The sequence below is a fragment of the Novosphingobium sp. ES2-1 genome (genome assembly GCF_015169775.1).
GTDB classification, from domain to species: domain Bacteria; phylum Pseudomonadota; class Alphaproteobacteria; order Sphingomonadales; family Sphingomonadaceae; genus Novosphingobium; species Novosphingobium subterraneum.
In genome coordinates this window covers 166,155-180,422 of sequence record NZ_CP063448.1, presented here as the reverse complement: position 1 = coordinate 180,422, position 14,268 = coordinate 166,155, and the positions used below count along the sequence as shown (strand labels likewise).

9 protein-coding genes, 2 pseudogenes and 1 other annotated feature are annotated in these 14,268 nt (G+C 58.9%); of the genes and pseudogenes, 8 read left to right on the top strand and 3 right to left on the bottom strand.

The annotated features are described in order from the left end of the window. Positions 1 to 119 precede the first annotated feature (119 nt). Positions 120 to 248: pseudogene (locus tag IM701_RS22030) on the bottom strand (IS3 family transposase); the annotation flags it as partial. A gap of 354 nt (positions 249 to 602) precedes the next feature. On the opposite strand from IM701_RS22030, the gene IM701_RS20525 reads away from it, so the two are divergent. Then, positions 603 to 1,289 carry an SDR family NAD(P)-dependent oxidoreductase gene (locus IM701_RS20525; RefSeq protein ID WP_193829095.1) on the top strand — a complete coding sequence of 229 codons (687 nt, stop codon included), beginning with the start codon at positions 603 to 605 and terminating at the stop codon, positions 1,287 to 1,289. 290 nt (positions 1,290 to 1,579) lie between these two features. Here IM701_RS20525 and IM701_RS20520 read toward each other — a convergent pair whose 3' ends face one another. Beyond that, the gene (locus IM701_RS20520; RefSeq protein WP_193829094.1) at positions 1,580 to 2,401 is read right to left on the bottom strand and encodes an IS5 family transposase; all 822 of its coding nucleotides are present in this window, start codon (positions 2,399 to 2,401) and stop codon (positions 1,580 to 1,582) included. 126 nt (positions 2,402 to 2,527) lie between these two features. Here IM701_RS20520 and IM701_RS20515 point away from each other — a divergent pair. The 7 genes and pseudogenes from IM701_RS20515 (at position 2,528) to IM701_RS20485 (ending at position 13,330) form a co-directional block, all read left to right on the top strand. Next, a pseudogene (locus IM701_RS20515) lies at positions 2,528 to 3,703 on the top strand (IS3 family transposase). Next, positions 2,755 to 2,871, top strand: a sequence feature (AL1L pseudoknot). It overlaps the preceding pseudogene by 117 nt. 267 nt (positions 3,704 to 3,970) lie before the next feature. Further along, on the top strand, positions 3,971 to 4,582 hold the full coding sequence (locus IM701_RS20510; RefSeq protein WP_193829093.1) for a TetR/AcrR family transcriptional regulator: 612 nt from the start codon (positions 3,971 to 3,973) through the stop codon (positions 4,580 to 4,582). Between the two features lie 179 nt (positions 4,583 to 4,761). Continuing rightward, positions 4,762 to 5,901: a helix-turn-helix transcriptional regulator gene (locus IM701_RS20505; RefSeq protein ID WP_193829092.1), complete on the top strand. Its 1,140-nt coding sequence runs from the start codon at positions 4,762 to 4,764 to the stop codon at positions 5,899 to 5,901. A gap of 797 nt (positions 5,902 to 6,698) precedes the next feature. After that, a complete protein-coding gene (locus tag IM701_RS20500; RefSeq protein WP_193829091.1) occupies positions 6,699 to 8,996 on the top strand; it encodes a TonB-dependent receptor in 2,298 nt (765 codons plus the stop codon). A 411-nt stretch (positions 8,997 to 9,407) separates the two neighbouring features. Continuing rightward, complete coding sequence (locus tag IM701_RS20495; protein WP_193829090.1) at positions 9,408 to 10,586, top strand: MFS transporter; 1,179 nt, start codon at positions 9,408 to 9,410, stop codon at positions 10,584 to 10,586. A 33-nt stretch (positions 10,587 to 10,619) separates the two neighbouring features. After that, the gene (locus IM701_RS20490) at positions 10,620 to 11,621 is read left to right on the top strand and encodes a TauD/TfdA family dioxygenase (protein ID WP_193829089.1); all 1,002 of its coding nucleotides are present in this window, start codon (positions 10,620 to 10,622) and stop codon (positions 11,619 to 11,621) included. After that, positions 11,618 to 13,330 (top strand): amidohydrolase family protein, encoded by a 1,713-nt coding sequence (locus IM701_RS20485; RefSeq protein ID WP_193829088.1) that lies wholly within the window; start codon positions 11,618 to 11,620, stop codon positions 13,328 to 13,330. The genes IM701_RS20490 and IM701_RS20485 overlap by 4 nt, the downstream gene beginning before the upstream one ends. 128 nt (positions 13,331 to 13,458) lie before the next feature. Here the strand turns inward: IM701_RS20485 and IM701_RS20480 are convergent, their stop codons facing one another. Beyond that, on the bottom strand, positions 13,459 to 14,229 hold the full coding sequence (locus IM701_RS20480) for an SDR family oxidoreductase (protein WP_193829087.1): 771 nt from the start codon (positions 14,227 to 14,229) through the stop codon (positions 13,459 to 13,461). Between the last annotated feature and the right edge of the window lie 39 nt (positions 14,230 to 14,268).

Below are 14,268 nucleotides of genomic sequence, written 5' to 3'. Positions count from 1 at the left end.
CCCCAAACAGCCAAGCCTTTCATGCCTCCGGCCCCCGTCCAAACGCGGTCACGACAAAATTACTGGGTTCTTCGAGGTATCCACGTGCTCGCCATCCTTTCGATGGCTTGCCGCTTCTAGGGCGCGATGATCGTGTGGTGCAGGCCATGCTTGGCTGCCAGCTCCGCCAGCGTCAGGTCACTCCAGATCGCCTCCAGCACCCCCTCAGTTGCAACCCTGCCGTCAAGTTCGATCCAAGAGCCTTTCATTGTTATATTCCTTTTGTCCGAATTCCAAGACGTGCCGTTGGAAGGGTCGGTTCACCCCCGTAACGGGGAAGGGTTCATCTTGTATGTCACTGCCGAATACGATACTAAAAGTATCGGATATATCCCGCAAGTGATGGCAACCTATTTGATCGGGTGGAGAGCTTTGTGAGAGCGGTGTTGAAACGGTCCTGACACTGCATCGATTGCGAGCCCATGATTTTCATCATGGCGACTCTGAAAATGTGGGTGAAAAGATTCGGAGAGGTCACGCTTATGTAATCAAAGGCGATTCCGTTCTGGGCGGGGATGACGCAAGAATGAATGCTTCGTGGCGGGCTGCAAGGGAGGTATTGAATGAGCGGAAAGGTTGTTGTGGTGACGGGGGGGTTCGGCTCGCTTGGCCGAGTGGTAGCGCGTGCCTTCGCGGACAATGGCGACAGGGTCGCCCGGCTTGACATTGCGCCTGCAGCGCCTGACACGTTGTCGGTCGGACTTGATTTGCCGGGGCTCGACCTAACCGACGAGCCTGGAGTGGCCGCCGCCGTCGCCCGGATCGAGGCGGATCTGGGCGGGATCGACGTGCTGGTCAACATCGCCGGTGGGTTCACCTGGGAAACCGTTGCCGATGGCAGCTTGGCTGCGTGGGAGCGGATGTTCGCCACGAATTTGCGTTCGACGGTGACCATCACCCGCGCCGCCCTGCCGGCGATCCGCCGCAGTCAGGCCGGTCGAGTGATCAATCTAGGGGCGGAAGGCGCGCTTAAAGCCGATACCGGTTTCGCGCCCTATGCCGCGTCCAAGGCGGGCATTCATAAGTTGACTGAGGCGCTTGCGGCGGAGTTGGCCGGAAGTTCGGTCACGGTCAATGCGATCCTGCCCAGTACAATCGACACTCCGGTCAACCGCGCCGACATGCCCGATGCCGATTTTTCAACCTGGGTGACGCCCCAGGCCATCGCCGACGTGATCCTGTTTCTCGCGAGCAAGCAGGGGCGGGCTATCAGCGGCGCGCTGTTGCCGGTGTCGCGCGGGGGCGACTGACCGCAAACGCGAGCGCTACGGACAACGGATGATATCTCAAGTTGCCCAATCTCTTCATTTACGAACGTGAAGTGCATGCTGCGCATGCAGGCTAGATGGTCGCCTTAGCCAGTTCGCGATGGGGTTACTCAGTATTTCGTCTTCGCCGATTTCGCCGCAGCCCTCGGCGTCGTATTGAACCGCCCCGGGATTGCCGGAGGCCCTAACTCCTGAGAGGAAGGGTCTACGATGAGCAAGACGACGAACAAGTTTGCCCCTGAGAGTCTGATTCAAAACTATCCGTTGTAAATTCATAGCCTTGCGATACGGCGCACGAAGAGTTGGATCGAGGCGATGAAGAGCCAAGCGGTGGCTGAGGCGATGGTTTGCTCGAAGTCCTTGGCGAGGCGGCGGTTGCGATTGAGCCAAGCCAGTGTGCGTTCGACCACCCAGCGGCGTGGAAGGACGACGAAGCCCTTGGCTGCATCGGACCGCTTGACGATCTCGACAGTCCATTTCCCGATCCGGCGCAGAGCCTGCCTCAGCTTTTCACCCGCATAACCGCCATCGGCAAAAACATGGCGCAACCACGGGAAGCGTTTGATGATTTCGGCCAGCACCAGCGGCGCGCCGTCGCGATCCTGGATGTCGGCAGTATGGATCACGGCATGAACCAGATTGCCCTCGGTATCGGTCAGGATATGGCGCTTGCGGCCCTTGACCTTCTTGCCTGCGTCATAGCCACGAGGTCCGCCGCTTTCCGTGGTTTTGGCGCTCTGGCTGTCGATCACTCCGGCGCTGGGCGATGCCTCGCGGCCTGCCGCCTCGCGCCCGATCAGCAGCAAGGCATGGTTGAGCGAGAGCCACAACCCGTTGTCGCGCCAAAGGTAGAACCAGCGCCGCACCGTGGAGACCGGCGGGAAGCACGGCGGCAGCATCCGCCATGGAAGGCCCCCGCGCAGCAGATACAGGATCGCCTCGACAATGCGCCGCATCGGCCACTTGCGCGGGCGCCCCACATGCGAGGGCGGTGGTACGAACGGCTCGAGCAAAGCCCACTCGGTGTCGGTCAAATCGCTTGGCAAAGCCAATTCCGCACGGGCATACTGAGCCCGAGTGGTATCGGTCCACATCGTTGGTCTCCGGAAGTGTTCGCAAAACCCCTGAATAAACGACCTGGGCTAGCGTCAAGCTAACTCACTGATACCACTCAACTTAATTTCGGATCAGGCTCTGAGGTTCGTGAACGGGCGGTCCGCCTGGTGCTGGATCAGGAAGGTGAGCATCCATCCCGCTGGGCAGCGATCACATCCATAGCCGCCATGATCGGCTGCTCGGGGCACACGCTGCTGGAGTGGGTGAAGAAGGCTGAGGTGAACAGCGGCAAGCGCGCCGGCGTTCCCACCGAGTTGGCCGACCGCTTGAAGGCACTGGAACGCGAGAACCGCGAGCTGCGGCAGGCCAACGAGATCCTGCGCAAGGCTTCTGCATATTTTGCCCAGGCGGAGCTCGACCGCCCGTTCAAGCGATGACCAGCTTCATTGATGAGCATCGTGGTGAGTATGGGGTCGAGCCGACCTGCCGGGTTCTGCCGATCGTCCCATCCACCTACCATTGAGCGCGTGGCACAGCGCCGCGATCCGTCGCGCCTGTCACCACGTGCCCAGCGTGACGAGGCGATGAAGCCAGAGGTTCGGCGCGTGTTTGACGCCAACTTCAAGGTCTACGGCGTACGCAAGGTGTGGCGGCAGATGCAGCGCGAGGGCTTCGATATTGCCCGCTGCACGGTGGAACGGCTGATGCGTGATCTGGGCCTGCAAGGCGTGATCCGTGGCAAGCCGTTGAAGACGACGATCAGCGACAAGGCGGCACCGTGCCCGCTCGATCAGGTCAACCGTCAGTTCCATGCCCCGGCACCGAACATGCTGTGGGTGTCGGACTTCACTTACGTCGCGACCTGGGCAGGGTTCGTCTACGTGGCCTTCGTGATCGACGTTTACGCCCGCTATATCGTGGGCTGGCGGGTAAGCAGGACGGCGCATGCCAGCTTCGTGCTGGATGCCTTGGAGCAGGCGATCCATGATCGGCGCCCTGTCCATCGTGGTGGCCTGATCCACCACAGCGACCGCGGCAGCCAATACGTGTCGATCAAGTATACCGAGCGCCTTGCCGAGGCCGGGATCGAGCCATCGGTGGGCAGCGTCGGCGACAGCTATGACAACGCCTTGGCCGAGACGATCAACGGTCTTTACAAGGCCGAGGTCATCCACCGGCGAGGACCGTGGCGATCATTTGAAGCCGTGGAATACGCCACGCTCGAATGGGTCGACTGGTTCAACAACCGGCGCTTGCTCGCGCCCATCGGCAATATCCCGCCGGCCGAAGCTGAGGAACGCTATTACGCCATGCTGGACGACACGCCCATGGCCGCATAATTTAAACCGAATGGCCTCCGGCAATCCCGGGGCGGTTCATATGCTGCGTGGCGATTCTGGCGAAGAAGGCCTCACCTCAAGATTTGTTCGCTAGGCTCAGTCAGCATCATACGATGCCGGGTGAAGGGGGCATCCACCGCATCAGTTCAGATCACCGGACGCACACGTAGAAACCATTCACTTTGACATATGCCGTTCCTCGCCGTTATCGCCACTACTCGCGCCAAGACTGGTCGTTCGCCTATCCATATCCGGAAGCACAAATTCATGGCAGAAAAAGTTCGGAAACTCGGTCGTCCAAGAAGCGCTCGTTCGGAAAATGCGATCCTGAACGCCACCATGGAAATTTTGGTCGAGCGCGGCTACGGCGGCCTGACGACTGATGAGGTCGTTGCGCGTGCTTCTGCCAGCAAGGCGACCATATACCGTCGCTGGCCATCGAAGGAGCTTTTGGCAGTTGCGGCGGTTGATCGCTTGCCGGAGCTCACTCCGGTTGACAAGGGAACGATTGAACTGGATTTGCTCGGGATAGTCACCGAGTTCGCGGATTTCGTGCAGAACACGCCACTGGGAACGGTGTGGCCGATGATGCTCGGCGAACGTACCCGCAGTCCCGAACTTCGGGCTGCACTTGACTCAAGCACTGACCGTCGCCGCGCGCCGACAAGACTGGTATTGCGGCGTGCTATGGACAGGGGCGAATTGCCCGCTGATCTTGACATAGAGCTGGCTGTCGATCTTATAATGGGGCCGGTAATTCTGCGACTTATGTTCGAGGACGCTGTCATCAGCGAGGAAGAATTCCAGAAGATCATCCACGTCGCGCTCAAGGGGCTCGGGCGGCAGTATTCCGAGGATTCCGCGCCTCTGATTGATTGACCGGATCCGTCAGCCTAGGCGGCTGCGCGTGTTTCCCTCAGAGACTGTGGTCAGCGTGCGGACCTGTGCACCCGGGCAAGATAGCAGTGTTGCTGGAATGCCATGTGACAACTAAGACGATATGCCCTAGCCTATGACCTAGGGTTAGGCACCCTTAACCATTATCCGACGGAATTCGGATGGGCGCGTTCCCGATGGCCCCTCCAGAGCTTATCAAGAGCAACGAATGTATGGATTCAGGATCCCGTCAAAAGATTGAGGAACTGGAAGACCTTCTCTTTCAAGGACTTTTGGAGAAGCCGACTTGGTCGACATTTCTTGGTCGCTTGCCGGGCATTGTCGGCGGGGTGGAATCGAATTTCATAATTATTCCAAAATATCGGTATATTGATGAGGTCATCGTTTTTGGCAATTGCTCATCAGAGCGCAATCTTGCAGCATTCATTGAGTATCTGGCCAAAGGCGACCTTGCATTTGATGCGCCAATTATTCTGGATGATGTCGAGGAGGATATCGGCCTGTGGCATCTTGCTGCGGGCGTGAGGCTATTCCTTGATGCGGACCGCTCGATTTATCTTTTCACTCGTTCAAGTCATGATTCTTTACAGTTGGCAAGCGAGTGGCGCGAAATATTGTATAATATACACCCATTACTGACCAAGATCGTGAAATTTTATCTGCTTATAGCCGATTGGAACCGTCGGCTTCTGACCGTAGAGTACGCATTGAAAGTGAGTGGGACTGGCGTAATTTTGGTTGACTTGAATGGATATATTATAACTATAAATGAAGTCGCCAAATCACTCATTGATGAAAGTGGAGTTCTGACGATAAGTGATGGCTTTATTCGTGCAAATAGACCCTCTGATACAAGTGAAATGCTCAATATAATTCGGAAAAAGGCGCAGCGGCAGGCCCCCTATATAGACATAAATTGTTATGAGACGCTCGCTCTCTCTCGGGATGATGATCCAATACCTTTGACAATCATCGTAAGGCCTGGACCACCCTATGCGCCTGCTTCCGCTCCGATGCGTCGTACTGCCACGATCATAATGCGCGATCCCTCGCGTCGAATGAAAATGGCGACATTGCATCTGGAACGCCTTTTTAATTTGAGCCGTGCAGAGGCCCGTCTTGCGGGGCTTTTGGTTGAAGGTCTGAGTCTGGAAGAGTCCGCTGTTCGTCTTAATGTAAGTCGTCACACTGTACGCTCCCAGATCAAGTCCATATTCATAAAGACAGGTACTAACAGGCAGAGTGAACTTATTAGAATTTTAATAAATTCGGTCGCAGCTTTTGCGCAAGGCCCAGAATAAATTAAAATTCCCCGTTTAATTAAATATGAATTGATTCCTGATTTACCACGGCCTGCGAATCGGGCCAACACCCGGTTTGTGAGCTTAACCGGCTTCCATCTCGGTCGGGGTTCTGTTCCCTAGCCTCGAATGGGGCCGAAAGAAGTTGAAGCGCTGCTCCGGTTAGCCAGCCCCTCGGGGGGTCAGTGCGGGTTGGTTCAGCGTGGGGCGCGTGATGGGGGCGCGAACTCGCTTCCATTTCCACTGCGCCAGATCGCATAGCCGCCAGCGTGCCACGCCATGGGCTGCAGGGATTGGCCTGGCCCCAATAATTGTAGCAAGCCAAGTGTGCCGCTCCTCATTATGGATCGCGGCCGGCCCTGGTGCCTTGCGCGTCGTCAGGCCACCTGAGCCACCCGCGTTGCGCGGTGGCATCCTGTCAAGAATGATCTGTAGAGTGACGCTTGCAACCTTCGCCGCTTCGCTTGCGCTCCCGCCGTTCAGGATCAGGGCAACCGCCAACAGCCTTCGGACCTAATCGGGGTCTCCGCTTCGTCGCGCAAACTGACGTCAATTCAGCGATGTGCAGTCAGGGCGAACCCCAATCGCTGCGTCCGTCGCAAGCCTTCACGCTCCCTGCAACATCGAATTAGATTCTCAGCCGCATGGAATGCACCGGCGTTAGGGAGCCTCAGCGCGCTTCGGGATTATGCCTCCTGGGAATCCTTGGGAATCAGGCCGCAGAAAAAAAAGTTGGCAGGCCTCGAAACAACAGGTACTGTTAGTACCCAATAAGCCAATTTCAGAGGGAGGGTTAAATGAAGTTGAGTTCCTCAGCGTATTTGCGCGCCGCAGTCAGCCTATGCTCGTTGCTCGCCTGGACGGCCGGCGCGCACGCAGAATCGGTTGAAAGGGCGCCGGACGCACCGAATGCTGCTGCACCGGATGCCGCCGAGACAGCAGAAGTCAGCGGAGACATCATCGTTACAGCGCAGCGCCGGGACGAGAAATTGCAGTCGGTTCCGATCGCAATTTCAGCTCTGACATCGGATACCTTGAGTGGTCGTGGTGTCGTTACGCTTTCGTCGATTTCACAGGTTGCGCCTAGCCTCAATGTAAAATCCTATCCCGCATCAGGTGATACGTTGTCCCTTAACATGCGCGGACAGGGCATTGCGGATTCGGGGCAGATCACCAAGGATGGTGGCGTAGGGCTCTATATTGACGGCTTCTACATCGCCCGCCCGCAGGGCGTCCTGTTCGATGTTGGTGACCCTGAGCGGGTGGAGGTGCTGCGCGGACCTCAGGGCACGCTCTATGGCCGCAATACCACTGGCGGCGCGATCAACATCATTACTAAGAAGCCGTCAGGCGAATTCGGCGGGCGTGTTTCTGCGACCTACGGTAGCCGCGATTTCGTCCGCGGCACGGCGTCGATCGACTTGCCCGCGATTGGCAATATCGCAGTGCGCGGCACCATCGCCTACACGGACAAGCCGGGGTGGGTGAAGAACCAGGGCGGCAACAACCGCTATCATGACTTCGGCCAGCTGGCGGGCCGCGTTGCGGCGCGCTGGACGCCCAGCGCTGATGTTACCGTCGATTATGCATATGCTCGCGGTCGCGTCACGACGACGCCTGCTTATTTCGTCAATCCGTCCTTCGTTGGATCGTTGCCGGGGTATGTGGCGACCAGGGACCAGACCTGGACCGCTCTGCCGCTTCCCGAGAGCGAGTCGAATTTCGTCGATCATCAGCTTACAGGGCAATTTGACGTTTCGGATTTCCTGACGATCAGGTCGTTGTCGGCGTACCGGGGTTCCACGAGTCACCAGTTTGTCAACTATAGCGTCGCCTTGACGGCGCCGACATTCCCGGTCGGGCTTACGGGCCAGGAAGATTATCGCTCCAAGCAGTACAGCCAGGAATTCCAGCTGATCGGAGAAATCGGCGACCGGTTTTCCTATACTGGCGGTCTGTTCTATGCGCGTGAAACCGGGCGCCACGACAAGCTGCAGGATCAGTTCCTGATTCCCTTTAACCGGCACGTGATCTCGACCCGGTGGGTGGAGGCCAAGTCTACTTCGTACGCTGCTTACTTGCAGGGGACGATCACCCCGCCGGTGCTGGATGACAGGATGAAGCTGACGCTCGGCGCTCGTTATACCTCGGACAAGCGCAGCGCGACGCGCAATTCCTTGGTTAATGGCAACCCCGTTGAGGTAAACGCGCGAAACAGCCAAAGCTTCGAAAACTTCAGCCCTGCGGCAACGTTGGCTATGCAATGGACGCCTAACATACTTACCTACGTGAAAGTATCGAAGGGTTATAAGGCTGGCGGAAGCTCGGAAGCGGCCCCCGTCTTTGCCAACACGTTCAATCCCGAAAAGATCACAAGCTATGAAGCGGGCCTGAAGTCCCAGTTCTTTGATAATGCGGTCACGTTCAACGTCACAGCATTCCACAATGTCTTCAATGATCTTCAAATCGACTTTGTCACCGACCCTGCCAACCCCGCCGTGGTTTCCACGATCAATGCCGGCAAGGCGCATGTGAACGGCTTCGAAGTTGATCTGACGATCAAGCCCTCTTCGAACTTTTCTGTCCGCGCTGCCTACAGCTATCTTGATCCCAAGGTGAAGCAGGTCCTCGCACCTGCCGGAACGATCTTTGACCGTCTGCGCAATCCCGCGTCGCCGTTCTCGGTTGGTGATGATGTGACGCGTTACTTCACGCTGCCTTTCGCGCCTACCAACGCGTTGTCGGTAAGTGGGGACTGGACCTTCCTGCAATTTGGCGAAAATGAGTTGAGCTTCCACGCCAACTATTCGTATGAAGACGCCGTTTACACAATCGCGACCGCAGGACCTGCGGTGCGCGGGCGTGACCTGCACGCAAGCGAGCCTTTGGAAAGGGTGGACTTGCGACTGACCTGGGCTACACAGCTTATAAACGACCGGCGCGCGCGCCTCTCGTTTTTTGCCAACAACGTGTTTGACAACCGAGCGGCCCAGTTCACGATCGCCGGCGGTTCGCCCCTTACCGGTTATGTCCGGCAAGCAGCCCCTTATTCCGAACCTCGCGTACTCGGGATTGAGGCCAACATAGAATTCTAAACATCTCGACGTGATCGGCGGGGGGCAAGATAGTTTGCCTCCCGCCAATTTTTTTGCCCAGATCGTAATACCGGAACCTCTTGCATCGAGAGGGCTTGGCTGATGCCAAGGTGAAGAATCCAGGACGGGATTTGTCCGCTTGTCCGTAGTCCAGAAAGCCACGCGTGAAGGGCGGGCAGGATTCCAGTCTTGAGGGGGCGCGGCTGTCAAGCGCGCTGCGCATGCCTGCCGCCCAAGCAGCGCGATATTTGGATAAGCATGACAACGTACTAGACAGATGGGGCAGGAGGTCTTTGGCCAATTCGGCCCCACCTATCCCGTACAAGGGCAGCTGGGCGGCTATCGCGGTTGATGATTTGCCCCGGGCCTTGCTTGATTCACAATGAGCAGCGCAAATCCAGGATAAGCAAGATGACTCTTTCCGATACAAAAACTCCCAAGTTCCTAGCCGCCACAATTGCTCTGACAGGCGTGCCTGCATCAGTCGGCGTCATGTGCCTCAGTCCAGTCCTTCCCGCGATCGAGGCGAGCTACGCAGGCAATCCGGATATGCAGATCCTGGTCAAGTACATCTCGGTCGGTGTGGGCTTGGGCATGATCCTGGGGGCGCCCATTGCCGGGGCCGTATCGGACCGGGTTGGTCGCCGACTGACGCTGATCATCGCCTTGCTGGTCTTTTGCCTGTTCGGCACGGCGGGGCTGCTGGTCGATTACGTGCCGGCGTTGATCGCCATGCGCATGATCGTCGGAGCCGCCGCCTCGGCCTGTCTTACGGTGGGCGTCGCGCTGATGGGCGAACTGTTCTCTGATGCCAGGCGTGACGGCCTGATCGGCATGAACGCCATGTGCAGCGGCATTTTTGGGATCGTCGCTATACTGCTGTCGGGCCAACTGGGCGCCATATCGGTCAAGTTGCCCTTCGTGCTGCACTTGCTTCCGCTGCCCTTGCTGCTGATGACCATCCTGTTCATCCCGAACGTGAAGCCGCAGGCCAGGCAGGCGGTTGCCACGGGGCAGAAGCTCAACCGCGAGCACTGGAAGATGATTTTCTTCTCGCTGTTGTGCGGTGTCGTGCTGTTTTCCATGCCGGTCTATATCCCGTTTTTCATGCGCGACGACGGCATCGCGAACCCGGTAGAAAATTCTTTCGTCCTGGTGACGATGTCGGTTTTCGCTGCGATTGTCGCCTCGGCCTATGGCCCGGCGCGCGCGCGGTTGACGATTTCTAACGCCTTTGTGGCCAGCATGATCGCCTTTGTTCTGGGCTGTTTCGGTTTGCTGGTCGCAGGGAGCCTCGCCGGGTTCTTGGGCGCTGCCGTGTTCATGGGACTGTCAGCGGCCTGGATAGCCCCGAACCTGATGTCGGCCGCCAGCATCCTCGCCGGGCAGGAGAACCGGGGGCGGGTGGTCGGCCTGATCAAGGGCGCCAATCTTTCCGGTTCGTTCGTCTCGGTGATCCTGATCGAGCCGATCTACCGCGCCGGTGGCCGCGATGCTGCGGTCGGGGCGCTGCTGGCGCTGGCTGCGTTCCTGATTGCATTCTCGCTGCTGTCCATTCGCAAGATTGGCTCGGCTCCAGGTGGCCGATAACTATGACGCCTATGCCCCCGGGCGAGGGCAAAAATGGCCGCTGCGCTCACTCATATGGGCGATGTTAGCGCGCTCGGGCTCGCATATTCTGATCGGACTGGGACAAGGATGGAAAGGCAAGCTATGAGCTTTGAATGCAAGCCCCTCAGCGGGGGAATCGGTCAAGAAGTCGTCGGTCTCGATCTCGAAAAAGGCATCGACGCGGCCACCGCAGCAGCCCTGAACGCAGCTTGGCTTGAACATGGCGTGCTGGTTTTTCGCCGGGCGGGCACCTCTTCGGAAGTTCAGCTCGAGCTGAGCCGGTGCTTTGGCGAACTTGACCTGCACCCGATCGAAAAGCTGCGCCTGCCCGGCTATCCCGAGCTCATCTCGCTAAGCAACGAGAACGGTCCGATCAGCCCTATCTACGAAGTGAACGGAATCAACCAGACACAGTGCATTCCTTGGCATGTGGACCTGAGCTTTACCGTTACTCCTAACGCGGGTGCGCTGTTGCGCATGGTGCGTAAGCCTCAGGACGGTGGTTTGACCGGATTCCTTGACACGGCCGGTGCCTACGATGCGCTGGACGACGCGACCAAGGACGAGATTGCCGAACTGGAAGCCATTCACCTATGGCGCAACGGCCTTGAGGAAATGCGCTTCAACAAGCAGAACGTAAAGCGCGTGTCGCCCTTCGGAACTTTTCCAGAATTCCCGACGGTAGCGCATCCCTTGGTCTGGACGCACCCTGAAACCGGTAGGAAGGTGCTCAACGTAAGCACCATGAATATCGACCATATTGTCGGTCAGAAGAATGAGCGAGGTGATGCACTTCTTCGCCGCCTGATTGAACACGCCCTCGATCCGCGCTTCCAGTATATTCACGACTGGGAAGAGAACGATATGGTCCTGTGGGACAACCGCCGTGCCATGCACGCAGCCTTTGGCCATCCTGTGGATCAAATCCGAATCGTCCATCGCACGACTATCAAGGGTGGAGTAGCGATGGGCCGAATTTACGAAGAGGGCAATCTCGCCGAGGTGTCGGCATGACTGCTTTCGATCTGGTTATTCGTGGCGGTACCGTCGTTGATGGTACGGGCGGCGCACCCTATGTCGCAGATGTTGCCATCGCCAAAGGGAGCATCGCCGCTGTCGGCACCGGCCTGCCTGCCGGACGAGAGGAAATCGACGCGACCGGTAAGCTGGTGACGCCGGGGTTCGTCGATATCCACACCCATTACGATGGGCAGGTCACGTGGGACAATCGGCTGGCGCCGTCGTCGTTCCATGGCATCACCACGGCGGTCATCGGCAATTGCGGCGTGGGCTTTGCGCCTTGCCGTACGGATGACGCCACGCGCGAAGCGCTGGCCCGGCTTATGGAGGGGGTGGAAGACATTCCCCACCCTGTGCTGATGGAAGGACTGCCGTGGACTTGGGAGACTTTCCCGGAATATCTCGATTTCCTGGCCTCCCGACCTTACGACATGGATATCCTCGCTTATGTCCCACACGCGCCCCTGCGGGTTTACGTGATGGGTGAACGTGGGGCCAACCGCGAGCCGGCAACGCCGGAAGATATTGCTGAGATGTGCCGGCTACTCGGGGAGGCGCTGGACAAGGGCGCTGCCGGTATCGCGACGTCCCGCAGCCTTTTTCACCGCTCGAGCGACGGCAAGCCGATCCCGACCTTCGAAGTCTCGCAGCTGGAACTGCTCGCGCTCGCCGGGGTTCTGCGCGAAAAGGGGAAGGGTGTTTTCCAAATCGTCGAGGATCTGAATCTGCCGGGCGCCAATCTCAATGCCATGCGCGAGTTGGCTGCGGCTTCCGGGCGTCCGCTGACCTTTTCCATCGGCACGGCTAATGCCGCGCCTTACGAATACCCGCATTTGCTCGAAGAACTGGCCGAGGCGAACCGTCAGGGTCTTGACCTGAAGGCGCAGCTTATCCCGCGTGGAATCGGGATGATCTTGGGCTTCGAAATGGCGCTCAACCCGTTCTACACCACCGCGACCTATCGGAGCCTGGCTGGACTGCCGCTGAAGGAACGCCTGAAGCGCCTGCGCGAACCCGAAATCCGCAGCGCGATAATCGCCGAGCCGGTCGATCCCGATCCGGCCTCCGCCCTCGGGCGGGCGGTGCGCCAATTCGAATATATGTTCGTGCTGGGGGATGAGCCGGATTACGAACAGCCGCCGGAACGAAGCATCGCGGGCCGTGCCCGCGCTGCTGGGGTGACACCCGAGGAGATCGCCTACGACATCCTGATCGAGGGGGACTCGGGAGGCAAGCTCTATCTGGCCATGGCCAATTACTCTGATGGCAAGCTGGATGCGGTTGGCGAAATTCTTTCGCACCCGGATGTGGTCCTGGGGTTGGGCGATGGCGGGGCGCACCTCGGCACTATTTGCGACGCCAGCTATTCGACGTTCGCTCTGGCCTATTGGGCGCGCGATCGCCAGACGGGCCGCAAGACGGTGGAAGACATGGTGCACCGCATGACCCAGGCCACCGCGCGGGTCATGGGGCTGACCGATCGCGGCCTGATCCGGGCCGGGCTTCGGGCCGATATCAACATCATCGATTTTGATAAACTGGCACTGAAGGCGCCCGAAGTTGTCTACGACCTGCCATCAGGCGATCGCCGCCTCTTGCAGCGGGCTGATGGCTATGAGGTCACCATGGTCGGCGGCGAGATCGTCTACCGCAATGGCGAGCCGACCGGCGTGCTTCCGGGGGGACTTGTCAGGGCAGCCTGATCCGGTCCGCCTGCCGATCGCGGCGGCTAAGCCATGACACAGACCGGCGCACCCTTGATGGCAAGGGTGCGCCGGTTCTGCTTTTTCAGGTGCAAGTGGGCGCGAAGACCGGCGGCCGGGCCGAAGCTTCAGGGCTTTTCGGTTTTTACCAGGTCTAGAAAGTAAGGGCGCTCGCCGCCGCCATCGACATTGATGCGCGCACCGCTCACCCAGCTTGCCAGATCGGAGCACAGCCACAGAACGGCGCTGGCAATGTCATCGCCATTGCCCATGCGCCGCAGCGGCAGGCTATGTGCCACCGCTTGCTGCTCCTGCTCGCCGCCATAGGTTTCCGCCGAGGTTTCCGTCTGGACAAGGCCCACGATCAGCGCGTTGACGCGGATTCCGTCCGGTCCCCATTCCTGGGCAAGGCTTTGCGTCAGGTTGAGCAGCCCGGCCTTGGCTGCTCCGTATGCTGCAGTTCCCGGTGAAGGCCGGATGCCGGAAACGCTGGCAATGTTGACGATGCTGCCTGCTCCCCCGGCCTTGAACGGACCATAGGCCGCCTGCGCTAGGTACATCGCGGCGTGCAGGTTCAGGCGGAGGATGGCATCGAAGAAGCGTGGGCTTGCCTCTGCCGCTGCGACATGGGGCGATCCACCGGCATTGTTTACCAGAATATCCAGGCGACCGTGCTGGCGGACAGTCGAATTGACCAGTTCCGAAGCCTGATCGGGATCGCGGATGTCTGCCGCATGGAAGAGCAGGCCCTCGGAGAGGGCTTCCGGCGCGCTGCGGCCGCAGACGATCACGGTGGCGCCTGCCTGCAGGAGGGCGGCGGCAATGCAGGCGCCGATTCCGCGCGTTCCGCCGGTGACAATGGCCACCTTGCCGTCAAGACCTATCCGGGTGTCATTCATTGCAATGTGCCCCTTGTCTGTTTGTCCATCCATCTTCAT

Excerpts from the sequence above, each read along its gene's own strand:
- IM701_RS20525 (WP_193829095.1), top strand. The coding sequence starts at position 603 with ATGAGCGGAAAGGTTGTTGTGGTGACGGGGGGGTTCGGCTCGCTTGGC.
- IM701_RS20520 (WP_193829094.1), bottom strand. The coding sequence starts at position 2,401 with ATGTGGACCGATACCACTCGGGCTCAGTATGCCCGTGCGGAATTGGCT.
- IM701_RS20510 (WP_193829093.1), top strand. The coding sequence starts at position 3,971 with ATGGCAGAAAAAGTTCGGAAACTCGGTCGTCCAAGAAGCGCTCGTTCG.
- IM701_RS20505 (WP_193829092.1), top strand. The coding sequence starts at position 4,762 with ATGGGCGCGTTCCCGATGGCCCCTCCAGAGCTTATCAAGAGCAACGAA.
- IM701_RS20500 (WP_193829091.1), top strand. The coding sequence starts at position 6,699 with ATGAAGTTGAGTTCCTCAGCGTATTTGCGCGCCGCAGTCAGCCTATGC.
- IM701_RS20495 (WP_193829090.1), top strand. The coding sequence starts at position 9,408 with ATGACTCTTTCCGATACAAAAACTCCCAAGTTCCTAGCCGCCACAATT.
- IM701_RS20490 (WP_193829089.1), top strand. The coding sequence starts at position 10,620 with ATGGCCGCTGCGCTCACTCATATGGGCGATGTTAGCGCGCTCGGGCTC.
- IM701_RS20485 (WP_193829088.1), top strand. The coding sequence starts at position 11,618 with ATGACTGCTTTCGATCTGGTTATTCGTGGCGGTACCGTCGTTGATGGT.
- IM701_RS20480 (WP_193829087.1), bottom strand. The coding sequence starts at position 14,229 with ATGAATGACACCCGGATAGGTCTTGACGGCAAGGTGGCCATTGTCACC.